Annotated in this window: 27 protein-coding genes; 7 read left to right on the plus strand and 20 right to left on the minus strand. The window is 37.6% G+C overall.

Annotation, left to right across the window (positions count from 1 at the left end; genetic code table 11):
* Positions 1–74: 74 nt before the first annotated feature.
* The gene (rplK, locus tag AB1I62_RS12200; RefSeq protein WP_002356424.1) at positions 75–497 is read right to left on the minus strand and encodes a 50S ribosomal protein L11; all 423 of its coding nucleotides are present in this window, start codon (positions 495–497) and stop codon (positions 75–77) included.
* A 122-nt stretch (positions 498–619) separates the two neighbouring features.
* The gene (lsa(A), locus tag AB1I62_RS12205; RefSeq protein ID WP_048737885.1) at positions 620–2,116 is read right to left on the minus strand and encodes an ABC-F type ribosomal protection protein Lsa(A); all 1,497 of its coding nucleotides are present in this window, start codon (positions 2,114–2,116) and stop codon (positions 620–622) included.
* 375 nt (positions 2,117–2,491) lie between these two features.
* On the opposite strand from lsa(A), the gene sdaAB reads away from it, so the two are divergent.
* Both sdaAB and sdaAA read left to right on the plus strand, forming a co-directional pair.
* The gene (gene sdaAB, locus AB1I62_RS12210) at positions 2,492–3,160 is read left to right on the plus strand and encodes an L-serine ammonia-lyase, iron-sulfur-dependent subunit beta (protein ID WP_048737883.1); all 669 of its coding nucleotides are present in this window, start codon (positions 2,492–2,494) and stop codon (positions 3,158–3,160) included.
* Positions 3,161–3,182: 22 nt separating this feature from the next.
* On the plus strand, positions 3,183–4,055 hold the full coding sequence (gene sdaAA, locus AB1I62_RS12215) for an L-serine ammonia-lyase, iron-sulfur-dependent, subunit alpha (RefSeq protein ID WP_002367199.1): 873 nt from the start codon (positions 3,183–3,185) through the stop codon (positions 4,053–4,055).
* 64 nt (positions 4,056–4,119) lie between these two features.
* Here the strand turns inward: sdaAA and AB1I62_RS12220 are convergent, their stop codons facing one another.
* From AB1I62_RS12220 to AB1I62_RS12230, 3 genes are read right to left on the minus strand one after another with little or no spacing between them, the layout of a single operon-like run.
* Positions 4,120–4,965: a M55 family metallopeptidase gene (locus AB1I62_RS12220; protein ID WP_010823125.1), complete on the minus strand. Its 846-nt coding sequence runs from the start codon at positions 4,963–4,965 to the stop codon at positions 4,120–4,122.
* Entirely contained in the window at positions 4,962–6,065 is a 1,104-nt protein-coding gene (locus tag AB1I62_RS12225; RefSeq protein ID WP_002356417.1) for a M20/M25/M40 family metallo-hydrolase, read from the minus strand. Before AB1I62_RS12225 ends, AB1I62_RS12220 begins: the two co-directional genes overlap by 4 nt.
* Positions 6,066–6,078: 13 nt before the next feature.
* Positions 6,079–7,707: a peptide ABC transporter substrate-binding protein gene (locus tag AB1I62_RS12230; RefSeq protein ID WP_048737879.1), complete on the minus strand. Its 1,629-nt coding sequence runs from the start codon at positions 7,705–7,707 to the stop codon at positions 6,079–6,081.
* Positions 7,708–7,784: 77 nt separating this feature from the next.
* Between AB1I62_RS12230 and AB1I62_RS12235 the strand changes: the two genes are divergently transcribed.
* Positions 7,785–8,507, plus strand: coding sequence for a MurR/RpiR family transcriptional regulator (locus tag AB1I62_RS12235; protein ID WP_002394133.1), 723 nt, complete (start codon positions 7,785–7,787; stop codon positions 8,505–8,507).
* Between the two features lie 92 nt (positions 8,508–8,599).
* Here the strand turns inward: AB1I62_RS12235 and AB1I62_RS12240 are convergent, their stop codons facing one another.
* The 4 genes from AB1I62_RS12240 to rpmG all read right to left on the minus strand — a co-directional run bounded on the left by AB1I62_RS12240 (position 8,600) and on the right by rpmG (position 10,611).
* Positions 8,600–9,487, minus strand: a complete 888-nt coding sequence (locus tag AB1I62_RS12240; protein WP_048737876.1) for an alpha/beta hydrolase — start codon at positions 9,485–9,487, stop codon at positions 8,600–8,602.
* 110 nt (positions 9,488–9,597) lie between these two features.
* Positions 9,598–10,143 carry a transcription termination/antitermination protein NusG gene (gene nusG / locus AB1I62_RS12245; RefSeq protein WP_002384070.1) on the minus strand — a complete coding sequence of 182 codons (546 nt, stop codon included), beginning with the start codon at positions 10,141–10,143 and terminating at the stop codon, positions 9,598–9,600.
* A 124-nt stretch (positions 10,144–10,267) separates the two neighbouring features.
* Positions 10,268–10,438: a preprotein translocase subunit SecE gene (gene secE / locus AB1I62_RS12250; RefSeq protein ID WP_002356409.1), complete on the minus strand. Its 171-nt coding sequence runs from the start codon at positions 10,436–10,438 to the stop codon at positions 10,268–10,270.
* 20 nt (positions 10,439–10,458) lie between these two features.
* Entirely contained in the window at positions 10,459–10,611 is a 153-nt protein-coding gene (gene rpmG / locus AB1I62_RS12255; RefSeq protein ID WP_002356408.1) for a 50S ribosomal protein L33, read from the minus strand.
* A gap of 285 nt (positions 10,612–10,896) precedes the next feature.
* Between rpmG and cbpA the strand changes: the two genes are divergently transcribed.
* On the plus strand, positions 10,897–11,535 hold the full coding sequence (gene cbpA, locus AB1I62_RS12260) for a cyclic di-AMP binding protein CbpA (protein ID WP_002365057.1): 639 nt from the start codon (positions 10,897–10,899) through the stop codon (positions 11,533–11,535).
* A 73-nt stretch (positions 11,536–11,608) separates the two neighbouring features.
* Here cbpA and murB read toward each other — a convergent pair whose 3' ends face one another.
* Positions 11,609–12,511, minus strand: coding sequence for a UDP-N-acetylmuramate dehydrogenase (gene murB, locus AB1I62_RS12265; RefSeq protein WP_002356404.1), 903 nt, complete (start codon positions 12,509–12,511; stop codon positions 11,609–11,611).
* Positions 12,512–12,582: 71 nt separating this feature from the next.
* Entirely contained in the window at positions 12,583–13,497 is a 915-nt protein-coding gene (locus AB1I62_RS12270; RefSeq protein WP_002376508.1) for a Gfo/Idh/MocA family oxidoreductase, read from the minus strand.
* 206 nt (positions 13,498–13,703) lie between these two features.
* On the opposite strand from AB1I62_RS12270, the gene AB1I62_RS12275 reads away from it, so the two are divergent.
* From AB1I62_RS12275 to AB1I62_RS12285, 3 genes are all read left to right on the plus strand, one after another.
* On the plus strand, positions 13,704–14,459 hold the full coding sequence (locus tag AB1I62_RS12275; RefSeq protein ID WP_048737874.1) for an exodeoxyribonuclease III: 756 nt from the start codon (positions 13,704–13,706) through the stop codon (positions 14,457–14,459).
* Positions 14,460–14,492: 33 nt separating this feature from the next.
* Positions 14,493–15,026 (plus strand): 3'-5' exonuclease, encoded by a 534-nt coding sequence (locus AB1I62_RS12280; RefSeq protein WP_010823130.1) that lies wholly within the window; start codon positions 14,493–14,495, stop codon positions 15,024–15,026.
* 120 nt (positions 15,027–15,146) lie between these two features.
* On the plus strand, positions 15,147–15,737 hold the full coding sequence (locus AB1I62_RS12285) for a hypothetical protein (RefSeq protein WP_048738010.1): 591 nt from the start codon (positions 15,147–15,149) through the stop codon (positions 15,735–15,737).
* A 99-nt stretch (positions 15,738–15,836) separates the two neighbouring features.
* Here the strand turns inward: AB1I62_RS12285 and AB1I62_RS12290 are convergent, their stop codons facing one another.
* The 9 genes from AB1I62_RS12290 to dltC all read right to left on the minus strand — a co-directional run bounded on the left by AB1I62_RS12290 (position 15,837) and on the right by dltC (position 25,263).
* A complete protein-coding gene (locus tag AB1I62_RS12290) occupies positions 15,837–17,519 on the minus strand; it encodes an FAD-dependent oxidoreductase (RefSeq protein WP_048737872.1) in 1,683 nt (560 codons plus the stop codon).
* 96 nt (positions 17,520–17,615) lie between these two features.
* Positions 17,616–18,179 (minus strand): alkyl hydroperoxide reductase subunit C, encoded by a 564-nt coding sequence (ahpC, locus tag AB1I62_RS12295; protein ID WP_002356396.1) that lies wholly within the window; start codon positions 18,177–18,179, stop codon positions 17,616–17,618.
* Between the two features lie 240 nt (positions 18,180–18,419).
* Entirely contained in the window at positions 18,420–19,109 is a 690-nt protein-coding gene (locus AB1I62_RS12300; RefSeq protein ID WP_082153371.1) for an O-methyltransferase, read from the minus strand.
* A 612-nt stretch (positions 19,110–19,721) separates the two neighbouring features.
* Positions 19,722–20,726, minus strand: a complete 1,005-nt coding sequence (locus AB1I62_RS12305; protein ID WP_002388433.1) for a lipoate--protein ligase — start codon at positions 20,724–20,726, stop codon at positions 19,722–19,724.
* A gap of 32 nt (positions 20,727–20,758) precedes the next feature.
* Positions 20,759–21,499 (minus strand): MBL fold metallo-hydrolase, encoded by a 741-nt coding sequence (locus AB1I62_RS12310; protein ID WP_002356393.1) that lies wholly within the window; start codon positions 21,497–21,499, stop codon positions 20,759–20,761.
* A 145-nt stretch (positions 21,500–21,644) separates the two neighbouring features.
* Positions 21,645–22,436 carry a DUF975 family protein gene (locus tag AB1I62_RS12315; RefSeq protein WP_002356392.1) on the minus strand — a complete coding sequence of 264 codons (792 nt, stop codon included), beginning with the start codon at positions 22,434–22,436 and terminating at the stop codon, positions 21,645–21,647.
* Positions 22,437–22,456: 20 nt separating this feature from the next.
* On the minus strand, positions 22,457–23,539 hold the full coding sequence (locus AB1I62_RS12320; RefSeq protein ID WP_002367214.1) for a M42 family metallopeptidase: 1,083 nt from the start codon (positions 23,537–23,539) through the stop codon (positions 22,457–22,459).
* A 213-nt stretch (positions 23,540–23,752) separates the two neighbouring features.
* Entirely contained in the window at positions 23,753–25,027 is a 1,275-nt protein-coding gene (gene dltD / locus AB1I62_RS12325; protein WP_002356390.1) for a D-alanyl-lipoteichoic acid biosynthesis protein DltD, read from the minus strand.
* Positions 25,027–25,263, minus strand: a complete 237-nt coding sequence (gene dltC, locus AB1I62_RS12330) for a D-alanine--poly(phosphoribitol) ligase subunit DltC (RefSeq protein WP_002356389.1) — start codon at positions 25,261–25,263, stop codon at positions 25,027–25,029. The genes dltD and dltC overlap by 1 nt, the downstream gene beginning before the upstream one ends.
* Positions 25,264–25,295 lie beyond the last annotated feature (32 nt).

The following is a 25,295-nucleotide window of genomic DNA, read 5'->3' on the forward strand; positions in this document are numbered from 1 at the left end:
CTCCCACGTCTTTCATATCTTTAAATATGAAACGAACTGAGAAGCTACTTCTTTGAGTAAGTGTGGAATAAAAATTATTCTACGATGATACCCATGCTTCGTGCAGTTCCTGCAACCATGCGCATTGCTGCTTCAACGTCAGCGGCGTTTAGGTCTGCCATTTTAAGTTCAGCGATTTCTTTCACTTGATCGCTTGAAACTGTTGCAACTTTAGTTTTGTTTGGTTCACCTGAACCTTTTTCGATTTTTGCAGCTTTTTTCAATAAGACTGCAGCAGGTGGTGTTTTAGTAATGAATGTAAATGAACGATCTTCATATACAGAGATTACTACTGGAATAATCAAGCCTGCTTGGTCAGCTGTACGAGCATTGAATTCTTTAGTGAATCCCATGATGTTGATACCTGCTTGACCTAACGCTGGACCTACTGGTGGAGCTGGTGTTGCTTTCCCCGCAGGAATTTGTAATTTAACGATTTTTTCTACTTTTTTAGCCACGAAAATACCTCCTTAAGTTCTCGTGCGTGGTTAATGGGGTTGAGATTTCCCCTCCCACTCAACGTACATTTAAAACATACCCTATTACTATACAGGATTCCCTTTACTTTTTCAAGATGTTTTTATGATTTCAAGGCAATTTTTTTATCCGTTATTTTCTTCATGAAATGCGCATCATGCTCAATCACTAGCATTGCAGGCTTCACAGATAAGATTAGCGTTTCTAATTGTTGATGATTAAACACATCCAAGTAATTAAGGGGTTCATCCCAAATATAAAGTTCAGCTGATTGAGACAATGATTTGGCTACTTCGACTTTTTTCCGTTGCCCCATACTCATTTGTTCAATTCGATTAGTGAAAACGGCGCGCTCCATCCCAAGTTTTCGTAAGTTATTTAAAAATTGGGTGTAATCTAACTGATTTTTCTCTGCAAATTCGGATAAAGTTCCTTGATTGTCTTCATAATCTTGGCGCACATAAGAAATGGTTAATTGGTGAGCCAAAGTGGCTTCGCCTTCTGAATCCCCAGAAAAATCCCCCAACAAATACTGAATCAAGCTCGATTTTCCTGAGCCATTTTTTCCTGTTATTCCAACAATTTCTCCCGCGTTTATTGAAAAAGAAATTGGCGCAAATAGCCAATTTTTCTCGTAGCCTAGACGAAGCTCTTCCACCGTCAATAATGTTTTGTGATGCGTTGGCTGATAATCCATTGACAAAGGATCAATATACTCAAGATCTTTTAATAGTTTTTCTTTTTCTGCTAATTGTGTTTCGGCACGTTGTTGAATGTGTTTCGAGCGCTTCATTACGCGCGCTGCCCGGGCACCAATGGCTCCTGTATCAAAAATCGCCCCGCTTCCTTTTTCTTTAGCATTGCCGTACTTATCACCTTCACGGTTCATCGACCATTCCGCTTTTTTACGAGCGGTTTCTTTCAAGCGATTGACTTCTTTTTTGATTTTTTCATTTTCTGCTAGTTCAAAAGCATCTCTTAATTTTTTTTGCTCTTCATAAATAGAAAAATTCCCTTGATACAGCGTCAATTGACTTTTTTCAATCGCCAAAATATGATCAACCACTTCATCAACAAATGCCCGATCGTGGCTGACTAAAATAAACCCGTGTTTCTTTTTCTTCAAATATTCAGCCACTTGTTGTCTGCCAGCTAGATCTAAGTGATTTGTTGGCTCGTCAATTAAAGGAAAGGCATTTTCTTCAATAAAAAGAAGACCTAATAAAACTTTCGTCTTTTCGCCGCCTGATAAAGAAGAAAAGGGACGCCATAAAACTTCAGGATCAACGTTTAAAAGCGTTAATTCTCGTTCTAATTTCCACTGTTCAAAAGAAGTCACCTCTTGTAAGACATAATAAGTGAGCTGTTGTTCTTCTGCAACTGTTTGTGGAAAATAGACGAAATCGACTTGATGCAGAATCTCTCCTTGGTAATCCAACTGCTTTTGTAACAATCTTAATAAGGTTGTTTTCCCACGGCCATTGCGGCCAATCAATCCTAATTTCCAATTGGTATCCATCGTGATATTTGCCTGATCAAAAAGCAATACTTCTTGATTATCATAGGCAAAAGATAGTTGTTTTAGTTCAATTTTCGACATAAATATACCTCCATAAAGCAAAATTGATGCAGCTTTACGGAAATCAGCGGCATCAATCCAAGGTATACAAAAAGACCCGTGGCTGAATTCTTTAAGCTAATTTCCGAAAATCCGCACACTCCACCCGCTATATTCAGGCAAAGTTATACAGTTTCTCTAAAAAATTAACTTAAATTTTCAACGCACGAATCCCTCTTTTCGTCTTTTATTATCTAGAATTTAGCATCTCTTCACTGATTTGTCAACGAAGGCCCCTTGCTTTCATTCTGATAAAAATTTAAATTATTCGCTAAAACACAAGCGATTGCCTAGTTCCCCGCCATTTTTTGTGTTAGACTTCCAATGAAAACATATTCTAATGAAGAAGGTGCTGAAATGGAAGAGTTACGCTTTAATAGTGTTTTTGATATTATCGGACCTGTTATGATTGGTCCAAGCAGTTCTCATACAGCTGGAGCGGCAAGAATTGGAAAAGTGGTTCGGAGTATTTTTGGACAGCAACCTGATAGCGTTGACATTTATTTATATGAGTCTTTTGCCAAAACTTATCGTGGTCACGGAACAGATATCGCCTTAGTTGGCGGCCTTTTAGGTATGGAACCAGATGATGAGCAATTAGCCAATTCTTTGGAAATTGCTTATGAACAAGGAATGGAAGTTTGTTTTATTCCTAAAAGTGAAAAAGCAGACCACCCTAATTCCGTTAAAATTGTGGTTTCTTCTGGCGACCGAAAACTATCTGTGACAGGAATTTCAATTGGTGGTGGAAACATTCAAATTTCTGAATTAAATGGCTTCAAATTGTCTTTAAGTATGGGCACGCCAACATTTATCGTTGTCCATCAAGATGTTCCTGGCATGATTGCTAAGGTGACCAACATCCTTTCAGCTAGCGATATCAATATTAGTACAATGACCGTTACCCGAGAATCTAAAGGGGAAAAAGCGATTATGATTATTGAAGTTGATCAAGCCGAAGTCGGTGACATTGTCATGCAATTAACTGAAATCCCTCATATATATAGCGTCAACTATTTTGACTAAATGAACGTAAAGGAGTAATACGATGTTTTATTCAATTGAAGATTTGGTAGCTCAAGCGAAAGAGTACCCTTCTGTGAGCGAATTAATGATTGCAACAGAAATGGCTCATGGCGGGTATTCTCGTGAACGAATTATTGAAACAATGGAAAAAAATCTAGCCGTTATGAAACAATCTGTCGCTGAAGGAATCGCTGGTGTTACCTCAGTAACAGGGCTAACTGGTGGCGATGCAACCCGCTTAAATGATTACATACATTCAGGCAATTTTTTAAGCGGTGAGACCATTTTACAAGCCGTGCGAAATGCGATTGCTGTTAATGAAGTTAATGCAAAAATGGGCTTGATTTGTGCTACACCAACCGCAGGCAGTGCCGGAGTAGTTTCTGGCGTCTTGTTGGCAGTTATTGATCGCTTAAAGTTAACGCATCAGCAACAATTGGATTTTCTATTTACAGCTGGGGCTTTTGGCTTAGTGATTGCCAACAATGCCTCAATCAGTGGTGCCGAAGGTGGTTGTCAAGCTGAAGTCGGTTCTGCTAGTGCAATGGCCAGTGCCGCTTTAGTTGCGGCTTCTGGCGGTACGCCTGATCAATCTGCGCAAGCTGTAGCCATTACGATAAAAAATATGATGGGTCTCATTTGTGATCCTGTTGCGGGACTTGTTGAAGTCCCTTGCGTGAAGCGAAATGCATTAGGTTCTTCTCAAGCCTTCATCTCAGCTGACATGGCTTTAGCGGGGATTCGAAGTGTCATTCCACCAGATGAAGTCATACACGCTATGTACCAAGTGGGTCGCCAAATGCCACAAATTTTCAAGGAAACCGCTGAAGGCGGTCTTGCGGTGACACCAACTGCACAACGTTTAAGCAAAGAAATTCTAGAGAAACAAAAATAGAAATAACTATAGCAAGAAGCTTACAGAAAAAAACGTCCATTCGTTTTTTCCGTAAGCTTCTTCTTTAATAACTTGTTCCGCCTAAACCAACCACAGCGACAATTCCATTCATGACATCTTTCATCGTTTCACCCACAAATGAAACGGTTCTACCATCAATGCGTTTAATCATTGGTAACATTTCAATACGATCTGCTTGTGCTGTCGTCACACATTGCAATTTTACGGTTGCTGGCGTTCGCAAAGTATATTTGGGTAATTCAGACAACGCAAAGGAAGTTAACACCTGACTTGTAGTTGCTACGATAGCTTCTCGAACTTGTTGCATGGGTCTATTTTTGATTGCATAACGTCCCAGAGATTCTTTGGTGGAAACAAAGGGAACTTCGGGCATCATTTTTTCTTGAAAAAGTTGTTCCTCTAAGCCTGATTCACCGATAATTAAACCAACAGGGACACCTAATTCGCTAGCGTAAGCTGCATTAATTGTCGTTTCATTCATCGCTAAGTCGTTTATTTTTAAATCATAAGCAACACTAGCGCTATACCCATGATCCATATTCCCTTTTTGTTTACCAATACCGGCATGATAACCTAAGAAAAAGACTACATCATAGCTACTATCCAAGCCACTCATCATATAATCCATGCGAGGAAAGCCGCTCACTAAGGAAATTCGTTCATCCATTTCTGCTAAGCGCGCATAAGCTAAATTCAATCCACGGCTATGCGAATCGGCAATAGTAATTTCTGTAATTTGTTCATTTTTAGCACTCTTTTGAATCCCTTCAATCAACCAAGCCACATGTTGGTGATATAATTCTCGGAATAAAACGGTGTCTTCTTTTTCCATATCAAATGTCGCAATACCTGCTAATCCTTCAATATCGCATGACACATAAATCTTCATTTGTTCCACTCCTTTGACAATGGCTGAACCAGTGCTTGAATTTTGTCGGCGTCTAAATTTTTGATTAATTGAATGACTAATTCTTTCGCCGCTTGGTAATCTTGAAAATCTACATAGCAATGGGGTGTGTGAGCGTAACGGACAGGAATTCCTACAACAATCGTCGGGGCTCCTTGAACTTGTGTAATCGCCATGCCATTGGTTCCACCACCACTTCGAACAGAAACTTGAACAGGAATTTTGTGTATTTTAGCAATCTCTAGTGCATACTCTTGAAATTCCGGATTCGTAATCATAGAAACATCAAAATAACGTAACATCGGTCCTTTTCCCATTGCTGATTGAATCATCTCTGGCGTTTCTGCCGTATCATCAGCCGGGCAGCCTTCGAAAACAATAGCTAAATCAGGATTGACTTGCTTTGCGGCAATAAGTGCTCCTCTTTCGCCAACTTCTTCTTGTGCAGTTACTGTCGCAACTAACTTGAATGGAAGCGTCTCTTCTTTCAACTCCTCCATGACATCCACTAAGCAAGCACAGCCAATGCGACAATCAAAAGCTTTTCCTAAAAAAAGATCTGTCTGTTCGTTGTAACAGCACGTCACATCTGGAATGACCGGTGCACCAAGATCGATTTTGTACGTTTCAATTACTTCTTCTTTTGAGGTAGCCCCAATGTCGATCGTCAAATCAGCAATGGTTAACGGTCGCTGACGTTCCTCTGGTGTCATAAAATGAGGGGGCCGACTAGTAACTACGCCTGGCAGATAGGTACCTTCCCGGTTACGAATCCGAACTTTTTGTGCAGAAATCGTATTAGGGACCCAACCACCTAACGGAAGAAAACGCAACAAGCCGTTTTCTTTAATTGCTTGAATCATAAAACCCACTTCGTCACTATGAGCATCAAAAAGCACTACTGGACCTTCACTTAGATTATTTTTCTTCTCAAGATATAAATTTTTAATGGCATCTAGCCGTTGAATAGTAAAATCCGCAGTTGCGTGTTGAAGGATTCTAACGACTTCTGTTTCAAAGCCTGAAACACCATTAGCATTTGAAAGTTCCTGAATTAATTGAACAGCTTGACTTTTTTTCATTTTTTCCCAACCTTTACTTGTCGCCGATAGAGACTGATTTGTAATAGCCTGAACCTAATGGACCATAGACTAAATTTTGGACAGAATCGGCCACTAAGCGTGCTTCTGTTAATTGATAAAGAGGAACTAGGGGTGCTTCTTCCGCAACCAATTGATCCACTTTTTGTAATGTTTTCCAACGTTCTTCATATTTGTTTGCATAAGTTACGTTTGCTTCTTGAAGCAACTGATCGAAGTTCTTATTAGACCATTTACCAAAATTATTGGAATTTTTTGATTGCAATAAGTTTAAAAAATCGATTGGATCAGCATATACCGGCGTCCAGCCACCAACCACAATGTCGAAATCTCCGCTGCGACTTTTTTCTAAACGATTATTAAAAGGAACTGGCGAAACATTGACTGTTAAATTTTCTAAATTATCTGCTAAAGCTCCTTGAACATACTCACTGATTTTTTTAGCATTTTCTGTATCCGAACTTAAAATCGTTAGCTCCGCTTTTTCAATTCCTAATTCTTTTTTAGCCGTTTGCCATAACTCTTTCGCTTTTTCTGGTTCACTAGGATTTAAATCTCCTAATTCCTCTGCAAAATCTTTTTGCGTTTCTTGATTAGTGAAACCTGTTGGCACGAAGCCAAGTGCTTTTTTTGAGCCATCATTTAAAACATTTTTAGCTAAACGTTCAGAATTCAATGATAATGCTATCGCTCGACGTGCATTCTTATTTGCCAAAAGATCTTTTTGCGTATTTAATTGGATATAATACGTTCCAGGAATTTCACGAATTTTCAAAGCTGCATTGCCTTGTTCTTGTGCAACAATTTCTCCAGAAATTTTTACAACATCTAATTCTTTCCCTTCGAAAAGATTTTTCCCAGTATTGACTTCTTTAACGACTTGGACATCCACCTTATCTAGCGAAACATTCGCTTGATCCCAATAATTTTTATTCTTCACATAGGACCAAGTATTATTCGTGCCATCCCAACCTTCTAATGTGAAGGCGCCATTGTAAAGTGTTGACTCAGCTGATGTACCATAGTTTTTGCCCGTTTTTTCGACAAATGCTTCATTTAAAGGATAAAAAGCTGGCACCGCCAATAATTGTTGAAAATAACTCATAGGATAGCTTAGCTCTACTTCCAAGGTATGGTCATCAATGGCTGTTACTCCTAACTCTTCTTTAGATTTGCCACCGTCAACAATAGCACGATAATTTTTTAGCCCTTCAAAGTAATACGCTTGCGGGGAAGCTGTTTTTGGGTCCACTGTGCGCTTCCAAGAGTATTCAAAATCATTGGCTGTGATTGGCTCGCCGTTACTCCATTTTGCATCTTTTCGAATCGTAAAAGTATAGCTTAAACCATCATTGGAGGGCTGTACTTTTTCAGTTGCCAATGCTGGTTTCGCTTCTCCTTTTTCGTCAAAGGAGAAAAGTCCCTCCCCTACTTGGCTCATTACATCTGCTGCTGTATTATCCATTGCCAACGACACGTCTGCCGTTGATAATTCCGAATCAATCCCGACCCGTAATACCTGTTGTTCTTGCTTTTTGGTTTCTTTCCCAACACTTCCACAGCCCGAGAGAAGTAAAACCATGATTGCTGTCAAAGACAGCCTTTGCTTTGTTGCCCTTTTCATAAAAACACCTCATTTTTTTATTTTTTGATACCTTTTTCCCACAAAATTATTTATAATCTGATAAAGGAGGTTTGCTCATGAACTTAGATTACTTAAAAGAAACGTATCATTTAACGAAAACAGAAAGTCAGATTTTGTATTATTTGGATCAACAAAGTACGAATGCGGCCGATTTGAGTATTCGGGAAGTTGCCAAACACTGCTTTTCTTCGCCTAGTTCCATCATTCGTTTAGCCAAAAAATTAAATTTATCAGGTTATAATGAACTTATTTACAAATTAAAAGAAGCCCATTTTTCTCAGCCAATCCCTTTTGAAACAGCGCCTTCATTTGAAACAACCAACGAGTTTTGTCAACTGCTTGCCAAACACAAGAGTCATTTATTTGTTATTTTAGGTCATGACTTTTCACGACATTTGGCGGCTTACATTAGTGAAGTTTTCAATTTTCATGGCATCCCCAGTATCACAACAGCCTATACTCATTCGATAAATAGTCAAAATAATCAGAATTTTCTTTTTATCATTCTTTCACATTCTGGTGAAGAAAAATACCTAAAAGAAACAGCTCTGCTTGCGAAAGAGAAAAAACATCCTATCATTTCTTTTGTTGGCGCCAAAAATTCAACTCTTGGTCGACTGGCAGATCTCGTTTTTTCAACTGACTCTTACAGCCCGTTTTCAACAAGTGTCGCTCAGCCACAAATGTTTTTTGGCCAAACATTAATCACCTTTGAAGCCTTGATTTGTGCTTATTTAAATCATGAGGATTACATTCCAATATCTCCTAAAAATAAATAATTTTATTTATTATAGCTGAAAAAAGCTATTTCGCTAGCCCAAGTATAGAAAAAGGCACATGTTCCATTTTTTATGGAACATGTGCCTTTTTGCTATTTTTTACTCGGCCATAGAAATTCAATTAGCAATTGATCTACTTCAGGATTTTCATGTAATTGGCTATGTTGTGCATTTTCTCCTTTAATAATCTGGCTAGTGACTTGAGTTCCTCGCTGTCTTAGCAAGGCGTTGACTGCTAAGGCACTAGATAACGGTACCGTTCCATCACTTAAATCTGTTGCACTTAATTGACCACCAATTAATAAAATGGGCAGTTTTTCTGGAACAACATTGATCATCTCTTGATAATCCAAATACCGGCTACTTTTTTCTGTGGGGCCGTTTTCTAGTTCCGTTTCGATGGTTTGCTGTTGACTCGTATCAATAAAATCATTGAAAGGTGCCCCAATGCTGACGAATTTTTCAATTTTAGGTAACGATGCGTCTTGCCCATAGGTTCCTAAATAACGTAAACCACTAACACCACCCATAGAGTGCCCGACAATATTGGCTTTGTTCACTTGATAATTTTTTTGTAAATAGAGTAATGTGTTTTTTATCCATTCTGTTTGATTCCATTCATTGTTTTTATTATCTTCAAATAGAACTTGAACACTGGGATTCGTCGCTTTGCCACTTAAAGCTCCTCGCTCTTTAACCACGGTCCCATCAGGTTTAACGAGTAGCACTAATTCTTGAGTTGTGGCACCTTGTTTCTCCAAGCGATGCAGTAACGAGCCAAACGAATTTTTAGTTCCTGCGTAACCATGAAAAAAAAGTGTTGGTGTTGTTGTGCGGTTTAACTCAACAGTTGCTTCTTTTGTGGCGGCTTGGTTGTCATTCTTCGTGCTTGCTCCAATTTGGCAAGCACTTAATAATAGAACAAGACCCATTAGCAAAGAAAAATAACGATATTTTTGGGCATGTTTCATTTTTTTCATTCCTTTCTGCGATGAACTAAAAAAGGGCTTGGAAAAGAAGTCAGTTGACTGCTTTTCCAGACCCTACAATCTGTATCAATCAGCTGAACAATAGTTTGTCAGCTTGTTTATTAATCAATGTTATCGACTTGTTCAAAGTCTAATTCTGTACTTGTTTCACGACCAAACATATCGATGTTTACTTTTAATTTTTGTTTTTCTTCATCGATTTCTGTCACAACACCTTCAAGACCAGAAAAGGCACCTTCGATAATTTTCACTGTATCGCCTAGCGCTACTTCTAAGTCTGATTGACGGGTGCTCATGCCAATTGAACGTAAAATGTGGTTAATTTCTTCTTGTAATAAAGGAGCGGGTTTACTACCAGCACCATGTGAGCCTACAAAACCAGTTACGCCTGGCGTGTTACGAACAATATACCAAGAATCATCGGTCATAATCATTTCCACTAACACATAACCAGGGAAAGTTTTATGAACGATTTCTTTTTCTTTACCATTTTTGACTTCTTTTTCTGTTTCTTCTGGTACAACGACACGAAAAATATAATCGCCCATTCCCATGCTTTGTGCACGTGATTCAATGTTTGCTTTTACTTTATTTTCATAGCCTGAATAGGTGTGCAATACGTACCAATTTCTTTCAAAAGTTTCCATTACTGATTCGGCTCCTTTAAATGTTTTAGTTTATTTTTTTCGAGCAAATAAAAAAAGCTCAGTTTCCCGAAGCTTTTTCTCGAATACTATTATAGCACCCCTCGTCGGGAAATACTAGAATTAATTATTTTAAAATCCAGCCAAATGCCGTTTGGATAACAGTATCCATGATAAAGAACAATGCTGCAAATAAAATAGATGTTTCAATTACAACTAATGTATCTTTACGCAATTGTTTTTTTGTTGGCCAAGTTACTTGCTTCATCTCATCAGCAACGCTGCGGAAAAATTTCATGTTGATACCCTCCTCTAAATCTATTTCGTTTCTTTATGTAACGTGTATTGATTACAATATTTACAGAATTTATTGATTTCTAAGCGTTCGCCACGTTTACCTTCACTAACGGATTTAGAATAGTTGCGAGAGCCACAAACGGAACAAGCAAGAGCTGCTTTCTTTGTTGCCATGTTCTTCGACCTCCTCTATTCACAAATTTACTTCTTAACAGTACCATTATTCGAAAAAGTTGTCAAAGTTTAATTTACTTTTTAAAGAAGCGCCGTGCCGATTCTTACGTAATTTTTTACCATTATCGCGAATACGTGCTTGATTTCTTTTATAAAATATCTGATTTTTCTTTATTTTCTATTTATTTTAACAAAATTGCTTTTATTCTGAGGTCTCAGCTATTGTTTTCTGCTAAGTTATGATATGATAAATTTATTAAAAATGAACCCTTAGGAGGCCTGTTTATGTTATTAAAATCTGTAGTTATTAAAAAAGATAATTTAACAACCGTCAATGAATCTTGTACTCTAGAAGAAGCTCTTTCTATTTTAGAAGACTCAGGTTACCGTTGTGTCCCAATTTTAGACGAATCTGGAAAAATTTTCCGAGGAAATATCTATAAAATGCATATTTACCGCCATAAAGCAAACGGTGGTGATATGAGTTTACCTGTTACCTATTTGTTAAAAAATGCCACAAAATTTATTTATGTCAACACTTCATTTTTCAAGGTATTTTTTACTATTAAAGAACTACCTTACATTGCTGTTTTAGATGAAAATAATTATTTTTACGGCATTTTAACACACAGCACCTTATTAAATATTTTAGCGCAATCTTGGAATGTAAAACAAGGGAGCTACGTTTTAACAATTGCTTCAGTTGGTCAACAAGGCGACTTAGCAGCCATTTCAAAAATCATTGCCAAATATAGCAGCATCGCCAGCTGTATTACATTGGATGTTGATAGTGAAGAATTTGTTCGTCGCACACTTATTACTTTGCCAGCCGGCACAACTGCCGAAACGTGTACAGCCATTGTAGAACATTTAGAGCGGAAAAACTTTAAAGTTGTAGAATTGGAAAATTTAGAAGACGAGTAAAATTTACGACCTTTATCTTAGGATTTAAAGCTAGGGAGGCAAGTCAAAATGACTTGCCTCCCTAGCTTATTTTTTAGACTTCTTCACCAATAATTCGAACTTCCGTTTGTAATTCAACATCAAATTTTTCTTTAATCACTTCTTGGATATGTGCAATTAATTCCACATAATCTGTTGCGGTTGCATGATCGATGTTAACAATAAATCCCGCATGCTTTTCGGAAATTTGAGCACCGCCCCATTTTAAGCCTTGTAAGCCAGCATCTTGGATTAATTTCCCTGTAAAATGACCAACAGGGCGTTTAAAGACACTGCCACAAGAGGGATACTCTAGCGGTTGCTTCAGTTCACGAAGTTCCGTTAATTCATCCATTTGGGCTTTAATTTCTGCATGGTTTCCTTTTTCTAAAGCAAACGTTGCTTGCAAGACAATACAATGTAATTCTTGAATTTCACTATGACGATAACGGAAATTCAAGTCTTCTTTCGTCATTGTTTGGATAGTCCCATCTGCCAACAGCACTTCTGCAGACTGGAAAACATCTTTAATTTCCCCGCCATATGCTCCAGCATTCATATAAACAGCACCGCCGACACTTCCTGGAATACCACAAGCAAATTCAAAACCAGTTAAATCAGCTGCTAAGGCTTCGTAGGTTGTATCAATCAGCTTGGCACCAGCATCCACAATCATGGTAGTACCGGCTACTTTGATTTCTTTCATTTCTGTTAGCATAATCACGACATCGCGAATACCTCCATCACGAACAATCAAGTTGCTAGCATTGCCTAATACTAACCATGAAAGTCCTTGTTCTCGGCAATACGCCACAATCTCTTCGACTTCTTTTTTTGTTTTGGGTAAGGCCAACACATCAGCTGGGCCGCCTGTTTTGGTAAAGGTTACGTTTTTTAATGGTTCATCTACTAATAAAGTAATTTCGTTTAATGTTTCTAACATAGCTTTAGTGTTCACGAAAGTTAGTCCTTTCTTTTCAAAATATCTGTCTTATTCTAGCATGATAGAAAGAAAGTTGCTAGTCCTCTTTAAAGAACATGCCGTTGTTGTTGGCGTAGCATTTCTTCACATAACGCATGACTTTCATAGACTTTTTCTTGTTTTAACTCTTGCTCTTGCGGTTTTTGAATGGCCTGAATGAAAGCAGTAACCATTTGGTAAAAACCTCTTTTTTCCAATGTTGGCGTCCAATCTCCCATCTCTTTTACTTGGTATTCTTCTTCTGTTTGGATGGTCAAATGCGTTAAATTTTCCAAGCGATAAGTACCTGTGGGGCTGGTGACTTCAAAAGTTTCTGTATTGGCCCCAGAGTGTAAATCCATGGAACAAACAATCGTTGTCTGTTCGGTTTCTAATTGTAAAATTGCTCGTTTTAAATGACCGTTTTCTTCCACTAATTTTGACTGCACCACGTGGAGCGGTCCTTCCGCTAAATAAACTGCGGTATCAACGACATGTAAAAATAAATCATACATCATAAAACTTGTTTCTCTCGTTGTATTGATGCGGTTCTTTTTAATAAAAATTGTTTGTTTTTCAGGAATATTTTTCAATACTTCCGTATAAGGGGCAAAACGACGATTGAAGCCAACCATCAGGCGCAGATTTTTTGCTGCTGCTAATGCTTGTAATTCTTTGACTTCAGCAAGCTCTTCACTTAAAGGTTTGTCCACAAAGACGTGAATACCAGCCTGCAATAATTGGCGAACGACTGCACCATGCACTTTTGTGGCTACATGGACAAAACAAGCATCAATCTTCGCTTCAATCAATTCTTCTATGGTCCCAACAGTTTCTGTAAAGCCATACTGATCAGCGATTTCTTGTCGTGTTTCTGGGTTTCTAGTTGCCAATACAAACTCTGCCAAGTGGCGGCATTCACTATAAGTTGGCAAATACGCTTTTTGTGCAATGTTTCCTAAACCAATGACTCCAATTTTCATTCATTTGTCCTCATTTCTGCTCTTTTTACTATTTTATCATAGACTACTTCTTTCCAAAAATCAGTCATTTTCTCTTTTTCTTTTCAAGTATTTAAAACTTCTTTAAAAAGTATTAGAATAGAAGAAAGCACCAAGCGACCTTTTCTTTGGTTCTGGTTTGCACTGAAACGAGCAAAAGCGTTTCTTATTTGAAAGGAGTTTCAACAATGAAATGTATTTCTTGGAATGTCAACGGCTTACGAGCGGTTGTTAAAAAGAATTTTATGGATGTTTTTAATGAATTAGATGCAGATTTTTTCTGTTTACAAGAAACAAAATTACAAGCTGGGCAAATTGATTTAGAACTTCCTGGCTATCATCAGTATTGGAATTATGCCGAAAAAAAAGGCTATTCTGGCACAGCAATTTTCGCTAAAGAAGAAGCGTTAAGTGTTCGCTATGGCTTAGGTATCGAGGCTCACGATCAAGAAGGCCGCGTGATCACTTTAGAATATCCAGAATTTTTCACGGTCACTTGCTACACACCAAACTCACAAGCTGAACTAAAGCGTTTAGCTTATCGAATGACATGGGAAGATGCTTTTCGTGCCTATTTAAACGAATTAAATCAAGAAAAACCCGTAATTCTTTGCGGTGATTTAAACGTAGCTCATCAAAAGATTGATTTAAAAAATTGGAAAACCAATCAAAAAAATGCGGGATTCACGCCTGAAGAACGGCAAAAATTTACTGAGTTATTAGACAGTGGCTTCACTGATACATTCCGTTATTTTTATCCAGAAGCTGAGGGCATCTACTCATGGTGGAGTTATCGCTTTAACGCACGAAAAAATAACGCAGGTTGGCGGATTGACTATTTCGTTGTGTCAGAATCCTTGAATGAACGTTTAGTCAGTGCTAAAATCCATACAGATATTCTTGGTAGTGATCATTGTCCAGTGGAAGTTGTACTTGATTTTTAAGTGTTACTCAACGCGTTGAAAGGAGTTTTTTTAATGAACTTTTACGCTTTTGACTTTGAAACAGCTAGTTATGATAAACATAGTGCCTGTTCCATTGCAATTGTTAAAGTAGAAAATAGTCGGATTGTGGATGAATTTTACACGTTAATCAAACCAGAAACACCTTTTTTCTGGCGAAATACGCAAATTCACGGCATTCATGAATCAGATGTTGTCAATGCGCCCAAATTCCCTGAAGTATGGCAACAAATTCAGCATTGTTTTCAACCAAATCGGTTAATGGTCGCTCACAATGCAAGTTTTGATTGTAGTGTTTTGGCTGGCTGTTTAGATTACTATGGCTTAGAACAACCTAATTACCTTTCTTTATGTACAGTCAAAACGAGTCGCAAACTGTTTCCTGAATTTCCTAATCATAAATTAAATACCGTTTGTGAAAACCTCAATATCACTTTAAATAATCATCATGATGCTTTAGAAGATAGCCGTGCTTGTGCCGAAATTCTTTTACAGCAAGAACAACGATTTGGGGTTGAACCTTTAAAAAAATTAGTATTGGTGAAATAATCCAGTTCTTGTTTCCAGCGAAGGCGTTATCTCTTTCAGTGGCTAGTTGGCAGGAGATAACGTCTTTTCTTTTACATAACTTTTCCCCTAAAACAAAAATTTTTCAGAAAGGACGCGATGATGTATTCGATTCTTTACTTATTCACAGACTCTCTCAAAAATGCGTGGCGCTCAAAAAACCAATTTAGTACGTTGATTCTTATCTTTATTATTAGTTTTCTGACTTTTTCTGCTCTATTATTGACTTTGTTGTTTTCTCGATGGCTTTCACAAATGATTCTTCTTGATAATTATGCAGTGATTCCTCCATTGAAAATTTTCAGAGGTTTGGCTGGAATCAGCGCTGGAACCCTCTTTTTCTTCCTGATTAGTTATATTTGCCGAGCTTTCTTCCTAACTTTTTTAGAGCAAAAAAACGACTTACTGATCTTAGCTCTTTTAGGTACGACAAAATTACAAATTTTAATTAGCTATGCCTTACAACCCATCTATTATTTGATTTTTATTTTGCCTTTAGCTGCTTTTCTAGCCAATAAGCCCATTCAACAGTTTATCCATGATTTTTTCAGCGAGGTACCTGGTTTAATGCATATCGATAGCTACATGCAAGGTATCTTTTTACCACTAACAGGAAGCCTATTGTTCATTTGCTGTTGTGTCTTTTTAATTCTTTTTAGGAAACTCAATCGCCTAATCAAAAGAGATACTTGACTAACTATGCGAAAAAAGTGAGAAATACGTCATCTCGACGTATTTCTCACTTTTTTGAATGACTTAGGTTCTTTAGGCTAATTACTTTTTCCGCCTCTTTTAAGCCAAGGCTTCAATAATTTCGGTCATTGTTTTTGAACCAAAAATCATTTGTTCTCCATCAATCAGCATTGCTGGAACGCTCATAATTTTCTTTTCTTTTTTCAACTCTGGAAATAGACTAATGTCCACCATTTCTGCTTCCACATGAGGATTAATTGATGCAATATGTTGGCAAGCCGCCACGACATCGGGACAGAAATGACATGTTAGTGAAACAAAGATTTCTATTTTTCTTTTTGGCAATGCAAGTATGTTCTTTTGCAGACTTGCTTCTAACGGCTGCCCCTCGCTGCCGACATTATAAACCGCCAAAACCAACGAGTTTACTTCATGGCCACTAGGAATACCACTAAATTTAATTCCTGTATAGTTTCCTGCCGCATCTAAGAGCACAACGCTAGGCATTTTTTCAATCCCATACAGCAATTCTTTGGCTGGATCAGTATCTTTCAAAATCGTTTCTAAAGTAATCTTCTGATCCAGACTTGCAAATTCTGTTAAGAATGACTGAAGTTCCAATGATTTTTCATCACTTGCATCCAAAAACTGAAGCAATGTCACTTTTTTGGTTAGTTTAGCGAAAATACCGCTTAATTGTTGGCGCATACTTTCTGGGAACCACTGATGCTTACCAGTAACTTTCGCTGGCTGTTTTTCTTTTGGTTGCTGACTGTTTGTTTCAGGGGCAGATTGATTAGCTAATCGTTCAGTCATTCGCTTCGTTACAATCGGTTGGCCCGCCTGTGTTTTTTGTTCTGTCACGTAACGTTGCGCATGAGTGGCGGCAATTGCACCGTCTGCAACCGCCGTCACAATTTGACGTAATTCTTTTATTCGTAAATCTCCTGCTGCATAAACTCCGGGAATATTGGTTTCCATATTTTCAGTTGTTGGCACATACCCACGGTCTAAGGCAATTTTTCCTTCAAAAATTTCTGTACTTGGTTTATTTCCAGCAAAAACAAACAGACCAAATGTACTGTCTTTTGGCGCTTCATAAACCGTTTCTTCTCCCGTCTGGTTATTGACAAACACAGCTTTCCGGACAAAATCATCTCCCGTAATTTCTTTCACTTCTGTGTTATAAACAATCTTAATTTTCGGGTGATTTTTAGCCGCCTCCGCAGTTAATTTTGCACATGTAAAATCGGGTTCTCGGATAATCATCGTTACTGATTTACCGTAACGTGTCAAATAAACGGCCTCTTCCGCTGCTGCATAACCGCCACCAATCACAAAAATATCTAGGCCTTGGAAAAACTCCCCATCACAAGTAGAACAATAGGCCACGCCGCGTCCTGTAAATTCACTTTCACCAGGGAAACCAATTTTACGAGCAGAGGCCCCTGTCGCAATCAATACTGCATATGCTTGATAGGTTTGACTCGCTGATTGAACAGTTTTTATCGTTTGACTAAAATCAACATCAATAATCTCGTCTTTTGTAAAAGCTACACCGAAGTCTTGTGCTTGAATGCGCATTTCTTCCATTAGTTCTGGACCTGTTGTGTGACGAATCGCTGGATAGTTCACAATTTCAGAAGTCGTCGTTACTTGTCCGCCAATTTTGTCTTTTTCAATAATTAAGGTATCCATCATTGCGCGACCTGCATAGATACCTGCAGATAAAGCAGCTGATCCGCCACCAATAATAATCAAATCGTAGATTTCTTCTGTCACTTGCTTCTCCTCTTTCTTCTGTGTTTCAGAAAAAGAGCTGAACAAAACATTTTCTCTGTTTTATCCAACTCTTTGACCTCTATTTACAAAGTGAATTTAAATTTTACCAACTAAATCTAAGCTTGGCGCAATTGTTTCTTCTCCTGGTTGCCAATTGGCTGGACAAACTTTATCACCATGTTCTGCTACAAATTGAGAAGCTTCTAATTTACGAACAAGTTCTTCAGCATTACGACCAATACCCATGTCGTTGATTTCATAAGATTTGATCTCACCTTCTGGACTCACAATAAATGAAGCACGGTAAGCCATTCCAGAAGCTTCATCTAAAACGCCAAAGAAACGAGCAAGTTGACCGTTGGGATCGGCTAACATTGGATATTTAATTTTTCCAATCGTTTCTGTAGCGTCAGCCCATGCTTTATGCACATAATGACTATCTTCTGAAACAGAGTAAACCTCACAATTTAATTCCTGTAAATGCGCATAATGCTCTTGCATATCCCCTAATTCCGTAGGACACACGAAAGAAAAATCAGCTGGATAAAAGAAGAAAATACTCCATTTTCCTAAAATATCTTCTGTTGATACTCGTGTAAATTCACCATCGTGATAGGCATCACATTCAAAGTCAAAAAGTTTTTGATTAATTAAATTCATTGTCGTTCCTCCTCTGTTTTTTTACTCTTTAAGGATAACAGTTTATAATTATTCCGTCAATAGAATAATTATAAACAAAAGAGGTTTTATTAACACATAATACTGTCCTATTGAGAATTTTATGATTATCATTCTCAATTAGAAATAGCGAGATAACTTTTTAAATAACATAAAAAAGAAAGCGAATCATTAAAAGAACTTGCTTTTTAATGATTCGCTTTCTTTTTGTGAAGACATTCTTTAACTATCTAAAATAATCGTTTCTTTCTCTTTGGTAATTAAAATAACTCCATCACCAAGAGGAACTAAAGTAGAAGTTAAATCAGGGTGCGTCATGACTACATCTAAAAATTGGTTTAATTTACGATGAATCGCTCGATTTTTTTTCGGTACTTCCTCAGCAGGGTCTAAAATTGTCCCAGCTTGAAATACATCATCCACCATTAAAACGCCGCCAACTGGTAGCAACCGTAAACATTCAGGTAAAAATTCAATGTATTTTGATTTGGCACTATCCATAAAAATAAAGTCATAAGGTCCTTCCAACGTTGGTAGAATCTCAGCTGCTTGTCCTTCTAAAAGAGTGACCTTTTCTTCTAAGTCTAGGCGTTGGTAGGTTTTCTTCGCTTTTTTTATCATTACGTCAAAACGATCAATCGTGGTCACGTGACCATCTTCACCAACAAATTGGGCCATCAAGCTTGAAGAAAAACCAATTGCTGCCCCGATTTCTAAAATATTTTTGGGCTTTAGTTGTCCTAGCAAAAATTGTAGAAAAACTACTGTTTCGTGCGGAATAATCGGCACCCCTGCTTCATTGGCTTCCGCCTCCACTGCACCTAATTCTCCGGGAAGTTTCTTTTGTTTTGTACGCATATACTCAACCAATTCTGGTTTAACGACTGGTCGATGCATCATTTCGTTTCTCATCACTTTCGCTCCTTTTCGTCCCTTTATTATACGAAGTCCTTGTTCCTCTGTAAAGGATTGAAATAGGATTCTTATTATTTGTTTGAAAATAACATGCACATTCTTAACTTCCTAGCTAAATGCGGATTACTTCTTGTAAGCACATTTTTTCTTTGTTTCTGCTATTTTTTATTAAGTTTTAATTAGAAAACGTCAAAAAGTAGCCCTCAAGAACATACTTATTGATTTTTTCTCGTTATTTCTTATAAAAATACTTCTACATATGTTAATATTTTCCCTTAAATCACTATTAATTCTTGCTATTTCAAGCCCCAAAACAAGCCTATAACCTTGCCAAAATAAGAAACGTCAAATTTTACTACTTTGTCTGTAAAAATTTGATATCACAAAAGAAAGGAAATCTTGTATACTCTTTACAGATAGTGATTTATAGTGAAGCACATAACCAAATTCCCGGACTTGACTTGGTTCAAGTACATATGCAGGCGAGCTATTTGATAGTTCCCTGATAAAAATCGTTTCGACGATTTTGCACATAGCACTACCTTTCTAAAAGCTAAAAATTATTTTTAGCTAGAAAAAAGACAACCGTTTGAAACGGCTGTCTTTTTTTTAATAAATTAACCCAAGCAAATCTTCTTTTTCGATATTGCCAAAGTATTTTTTAACGTCAATTTGATCAATGGCTTCTTCTAAAGAAGCTTTATCATATTTCACGCCGGTTAAAATATCTTCAACATCTTTAATTTCACCAAGACCAAAGAAGTCCCCAAAGATTTTAATTTCTTGAATGGCACCATCCGCCACATTCATTTTCATTTCAATTGAACCAATTGGAAAACGATGGCGACGTTCTAAGTTAAATGCAGGTGATTTACCATAATTCCAATCCCAATTGCGATAGTATTGCTCTGAAATTTTGTTAATAGCCGCCCAGTCTTGATCAGTTAATTCATACGTTTTAACTTGGTCGATCGAATCTACGCCGAAAATTTTCAAAAGAATTTCTTGGCGGAATTCTTCCGTTGTCATATCTTGTTTATCTTCAGATAAAAATGGTTTAATGTTTGTTACCCGTGAACGAACAGACTTGATACCTTTAGATTCGATTTTATCTTTCCGTACTTTCAATGTATTTACAACTTCATCAATATCACTATCAAACATTAAGGTTCCATGCGCAAACATGCGGCCGTTGGTAGCGTACATCGCATTTCCTGAAAACTTCATATCATTAATCACTAGGTCATTGCGCCCTTTTAATTCGGCACCTTCAACGCCTAAGTCGTGCAATGCTTGGATAATTGGTTGGGTAACTTTTGCGAAATCACGGAAAGAGTTGCCGTCATCTGGCATAATAAAACTAAAATTCAAATTACCATGATCATGATAAACGGCGCCGCCGCCACTTAAGCGACGAACAACATGAATGCCGTGCTCATCTACATATTCTTTGTTAATTTCTTCAATTGTATTTTGGTTACGGCCAATAATGATTGACGGCTCGTTAATGTAAAATAAAAGAATGGGCTCATCTAAAGGCATTTCTGTTAACAAATATGTTTCAATTGCTAAGTTCACTCGTGGGTCATTATTTTCATTCGGTACAAAAATCACAATCGGTTCTCTCCCTTGGTATAGTTACTTTTTTAAATCTCAACTGTTAAATCTGGTTGGGCTAATGTCACTGGAATTTCCGTTCCAGCATAGTTTTGCGCTTCTTCCCGTAGTTGTTCCAATGACCCATGTTGTGGTAAATGGGTCAACATCAATTGTTTGACTTGTGCTGCTTTGGCAATTTCACCCGCTTCTCTTGACGTAAAATGTGCATGATGTCGTTCATTACCTTCAAATAAGTACGTATCCGCTAAGAATAAATCGGCGTCTTTTGCAAAGTCTTCAAAACTTGCTAAGTAACCAGAGTCTCCTGTAAAGACAAAGACTTTGCCAGTCGCTTTTTCAACAATCCGCATCGCGTAACAAGTGACAGGATGAATCGTTTCCATGAAAGTAATTAAAAATGGTCCTACTGCCAACTCTTCTGCTTCAAAATACTCTTTCCCTTCGGAAACGTTAGGAAGCGTTAGTTCTTTGAAATGCATTTGATCTTGTGTATGGCCATATATTGGCAAAATAGGCGTCGGTTCCAGCGTTGGATAAAGCTGACGATAATATTGTAAAACACCTAAATCTGCGATATGGTCATGATGGTAATGCGACAGAATGACAGCATCTAATTTCAATGGATCTAGATAGTTTTCTAAACGCACTAATGTCGTACTGCCTGCATCAATAAGCAAATGAAAGCCTTCAGATTCTAACAAATAGGAACTCGTTCCTTCTCCTTTGTATGGATAAGCACCTAAACAGCCTAAGACAGTCAATTTCATGTGTGGACAACCTCCTTCAATACGATACTTCCATGTTACCATAAAATAACGGAAAAACGAGGTTAAAACGCTTAAATTTTCACAAAAAGACCAAAGAAAAAACCTGAACCCTTTGTCGAGATAACGAAGGATTCAAGCTTCTTTTTTATTCTTCGGCTAAACCTTTTTCTTCTAAGGCAGTTTGATAAAAACTAGCTAACGCTACATAGTTATAAGGAATCACCCATAATAGACCGATACCAATAGCTAAAAAGCCCACAATATACCAACCAATAAAAGAAAATTGTAAACATAAATATTGCCAAAAACGATTTTTCATTAAATATAACGCCTGTTTCAATGCCATCATAATTGGCAGTTCTGGATTATCAAAACGTAGCCACACAGCAAATTGAAAAACGCCACTCACAAATAAACCAATTAAAAAGATTAAGATAGAGGCGACGCCAAACGCTAGGAAAAAGGAAAAATCATTTAAGAAAAAGGCTTGGATTTCCTCTGGTGTAACTGTATTAAACATCAATTTGAAATACAAGGTTGTCCCTGCCCCAAATAAAATTGGTAACAAAAATAACAAACCAATTACACGTTCAAGTACTTTTTGAAGTAGGTTGACCACAAATAGCGGACCATAATATTTTCCTTGAAAAACACTCATTAAAATATTGACCCGCACCTTTTCACCACGCAACACCTTCAAGGCTGCGTAATATAGCGCATAACTTAACGCGAATAAAACAAAAATTTGCAGTAATACTGCGGCAAAACTACTTTGAAAAACTTGATTTTCACCAGAAAATAAATTTTGCACAATCGATGTTAAGAAGCTCTGTAAAACCACTCCTAAGAAAGTTAACCAAGCCATGATCCCCCATTGCCCATCAAGAGCTCTGCGAGCATTGGCACGATGTTGCGAATTTGTTACTAAACTTTTCATTCATTCCATCCTTTCTGAAACTAATAACTAGTCAATTTAGCGACTGTTTCTTTATCTAGACGTTTCACCACTTCTGTGACTAATTTGACTGTGTTGAAATAATCATCTTCATGAATAACTGAGGTATGTGAATGCAGATATCTAACAGGCACCGTGATGGCTAATGATGGAATCCCGTTGCGCGTTAAATGCATGCGGCCAGCATCCGTACCTCCCCCTGTAATCACTGTATATTGGAAGGGAATGTTATTTTCTTCCGCCACTTGAATAACAAAATCACGTAATTTTTTATGCGGAATCATTGATGCATCATAAATCAAAATTTGTGGCCCTTCACCTAAAACAGAGTCGGCTTCTTTAGGTGTCATTCCTGGTGTGTCACCAGCTGTTCCTGTGTCTAAAGCAAACGCTATGTCTGGATTCACAAGATGCGTACTTGTTTGCGCACCGCGTAGCCCCACTTCTTCTTGCACATCACTGCCTGCAAATAAAATATTGGGGTGCCCTTCTGTCGCTAAATTTTCTAAAACTTTTAATGAAACGGCCGTACCAATTCGGTTATCCCACGCTTTTGCCAATAAAAATTTTGTATCATTCATGCGACGATAGTCAATATATGGTGTCACCATATCTCCTGGATGAATCCCCCATTCTGCAACTTGTTGATCGCTACTTGCACCAATATCAATAAACATATCTGCAATCTCATAGGGTTTGTTACGAACTTCCGCTGTTAACACATGTGGTGGTTTAGACCCAATGACACCATGGTAAACCTTACCAGTCGTGGTTTTAATCTGAACTTGTTGGGCCAACATCACTTGCCCCCACCAACCGCCAACGGTTTGAAATTTTAAAAAGCCTTTTTCTGTGATTTGGGTAACCATGAAACCGACTTCATCCATATGCCCAGAAATGTAGACTTTTGGTCCTTCTTTATCACCAACATTTTTTGCAATAATACTGCCAAGGCCATCATATAAAAATTTATCCGCATACGGTGCTGCATACTTTTTAAATAACGAACGTACTTCGTCTTCATTCCCAGCAATCCCTTTAGCACTTGTTAAATCAATTAACATTTTTTCTTCTTTTGCATCCATAAAAATAACTCCCCTCAAAAACCAATTTTATCCATTATAACACGAACTAAAAAAATACTTACAAAAAAATAAATTGAGCAACGTTCTCCACTAAAAATAAACGAAAAAACAGCCTGCACGCTCGTTATTCAACGGCAGGTACAGGCTATTTTCATTGTTACGAAGCGTTTCTAGTCCGCTTCAGATAATTGGTACTTGATCCATCTTGCCTTCTTAAAATTGAGGTAAGACCAATGGATTTTGTTGTTGCCAATCTGTCTGATAAAAACGATCATCAATTTGATACGCTAACTTTTTAGACGCAGGTTGTTTCATAAATTCATCTACTTGACGATCAACAGCGAGCCAACCACGCCAACCTAAATGAATCGTGTCCGCCATAAAGTAGCGTTCATTACTACATGTTGAGAAGTCAGCAATGTTAGTAAACCCTTGCTCTTGAAGTTGATATTTCAGCTTGCGTGCTACTTGTTGCAACATATCTTGTGACAAGCCCGTATAGTCCGACCAACGTTTGTTAACAGGTGGGATCACAAATAAAACATCGACATTTTTTTCTGCTAACTGTTCTAACGCAGCTTGGAAATCACCATATTCTGGAGAAAAACGATAATCCCATTTCTTTTGTGAATGAGCTAATTTCGGTAAAACTGGTTTAATCCGTTGGCGATAAAAACCGTTACTAATTTCAAATTTATTATTATTAATGGCTTTTGCCGCAATTTTTCCAGCTAGCTGATCTAATTCATTAAAATTATAAGTAGCAGGTAATTGTTTCATATCTTTTTCAACAATTGGTTCTCTGCTAACCATGCCAATTTGGCTAAACAATTCATCTTCACGATTCAAGAAACGGAGATTCATTATAAAATAATCTCGTTGAGAGCGTTGGGGAAGTTGCCCTGCCTGCAGATTTGCCAAGGTTTCCATTAAGACTTTGTCTTTTTGAACAACTGGAAATTTGGTCAAACGTTGTGCTAGATATTGGTCACCGCTGGTTAATTCGGTTAAATTAGCTAACCATTGATAGGTTTGTAATTGTGAATAGTGTGCACCAAAACTATCATTAGGTACACCCTTTTTGACAAACCATTGCGGAGATAAAATAAAGACCGCTTTCTTATTGGCAATCGCATCGCCCATCGAATGAATGACCATCGCTTGGGTTAATGACTGTGTGCCCGCTTCTCCTAGTAAAAACGGTCGGTAGTTCCGTTGATACTTTTCAGAGAGCACACTAGGGTGGAAAGCACTAAATCGACTTAATTCAGAAGAGCCAAAAAAAGGAACATATTTACCAGAAGCCACTGCTTTGTTTTTAATCACATTGCCTTTTAAAACGTTCGGTGCCATTGACGTTGATGCTTCCTTCAACGTTTTTTCGGAAGTTAAATTGATTCTGAACGGTGCAAAAAAGAACACTGCAACCAAGACCGCTGAACAAAGCACTGGACCTAAGATTCTGATTAGTCGTTTTTTTCTAGACATTATTGTAAAGCTTCCACTTGTTGAATGATTTGTTTTGGTGTTCCCCATACTTCACGGTCAAAGTCTGATACAGGAACTTGGATTCCTAATTGTCCTTCAATTTCTACTAATAATTGAACCGTCGCTAAAGAGTCCAATAATCCTTCTTCAAATAATTGAATGTCTTGATTGTTCACAACTTCGTCTGTTCCTGTAATATCTTCTAAAATGTTTAATACTGTTTCTTGAATGTTCATTATAAATTGCCCCTTTATATTTTTATTTTTAT

Source organism: Enterococcus sp. AN402 (assembly GCF_040719405.1).
GTDB lineage: Bacteria > Bacillota > Bacilli > Lactobacillales > Enterococcaceae > Enterococcus > Enterococcus faecalis.

Bases quoted from the DNA above. Each gene is read 5' to 3' on its own strand.
- nusG (WP_002384070.1), bottom strand. From the start codon at position 10,143: ATGGAAACTTTTGAAAGAAATTGGTACGTATTGCACACCTATTCAGGC.
- AB1I62_RS12285 (WP_048738010.1), top strand. From the start codon at position 15,147: ATGTATTCGATTCTTTACTTATTCACAGACTCTCTCAAAAATGCGTGG.
- AB1I62_RS12320 (WP_002367214.1), bottom strand. From the start codon at position 23,539: ATGGATGCAAAAGAAGAAAAAATGTTAATTGATTTAACAAGTGCTAAA.
- AB1I62_RS12270 (WP_002376508.1), bottom strand. From the start codon at position 13,497: ATGAAAATTGGAGTCATTGGTTTAGGAAACATTGCACAAAAAGCGTAT.
- AB1I62_RS12280 (WP_010823130.1), top strand. From the start codon at position 14,493: ATGAACTTTTACGCTTTTGACTTTGAAACAGCTAGTTATGATAAACAT.
- AB1I62_RS12235 (WP_002394133.1), top strand. From the start codon at position 7,785: ATGAACTTAGATTACTTAAAAGAAACGTATCATTTAACGAAAACAGAA.
- cbpA (WP_002365057.1), top strand. From the start codon at position 10,897: ATGTTATTAAAATCTGTAGTTATTAAAAAAGATAATTTAACAACCGTC.
- AB1I62_RS12220 (WP_010823125.1), bottom strand. From the start codon at position 4,965: ATGAAGATTTATGTGTCATGCGATATTGAAGGATTAGCAGGTATTGCG.
- ahpC (WP_002356396.1), bottom strand. From the start codon at position 18,179: ATGAATTTAATTAATCAAAAACTTTTTGACTTTGAATGTGATGCCTAT.
- sdaAA (WP_002367199.1), top strand. From the start codon at position 3,183: ATGTTTTATTCAATTGAAGATTTGGTAGCTCAAGCGAAAGAGTACCCT.
- AB1I62_RS12275 (WP_048737874.1), top strand. From the start codon at position 13,704: ATGAAATGTATTTCTTGGAATGTCAACGGCTTACGAGCGGTTGTTAAA.
- dltC (WP_002356389.1), bottom strand. From the start codon at position 25,263: ATGAACATTCAAGAAACAGTATTAAACATTTTAGAAGATATTACAGGA.
- sdaAB (WP_048737883.1), top strand. From the start codon at position 2,492: ATGGAAGAGTTACGCTTTAATAGTGTTTTTGATATTATCGGACCTGTT.
- AB1I62_RS12240 (WP_048737876.1), bottom strand. From the start codon at position 9,487: ATGAAAAAAATGAAACATGCCCAAAAATATCGTTATTTTTCTTTGCTA.
- AB1I62_RS12300 (WP_082153371.1), bottom strand. From the start codon at position 19,109: ATGAGAAACGAAATGATGCATCGACCAGTCGTTAAACCAGAATTGGTT.
- secE (WP_002356409.1), bottom strand. From the start codon at position 10,438: ATGAAATTTTTCCGCAGCGTTGCTGATGAGATGAAGCAAGTAACTTGG.
- AB1I62_RS12230 (WP_048737879.1), bottom strand. From the start codon at position 7,707: ATGAAAAGGGCAACAAAGCAAAGGCTGTCTTTGACAGCAATCATGGTT.
- AB1I62_RS12310 (WP_002356393.1), bottom strand. From the start codon at position 21,499: ATGAAATTGACTGTCTTAGGCTGTTTAGGTGCTTATCCATACAAAGGA.
- AB1I62_RS12225 (WP_002356417.1), bottom strand. From the start codon at position 6,065: ATGAAAAAAAGTCAAGCTGTTCAATTAATTCAGGAACTTTCAAATGCT.
- dltD (WP_002356390.1), bottom strand. From the start codon at position 25,027: ATGTCTAGAAAAAAACGACTAATCAGAATCTTAGGTCCAGTGCTTTGT.
- rpmG (WP_002356408.1), bottom strand. From the start codon at position 10,611: ATGGCAACAAAGAAAGCAGCTCTTGCTTGTTCCGTTTGTGGCTCTCGC.
- AB1I62_RS12315 (WP_002356392.1), bottom strand. From the start codon at position 22,436: ATGAAAAGTTTAGTAACAAATTCGCAACATCGTGCCAATGCTCGCAGA.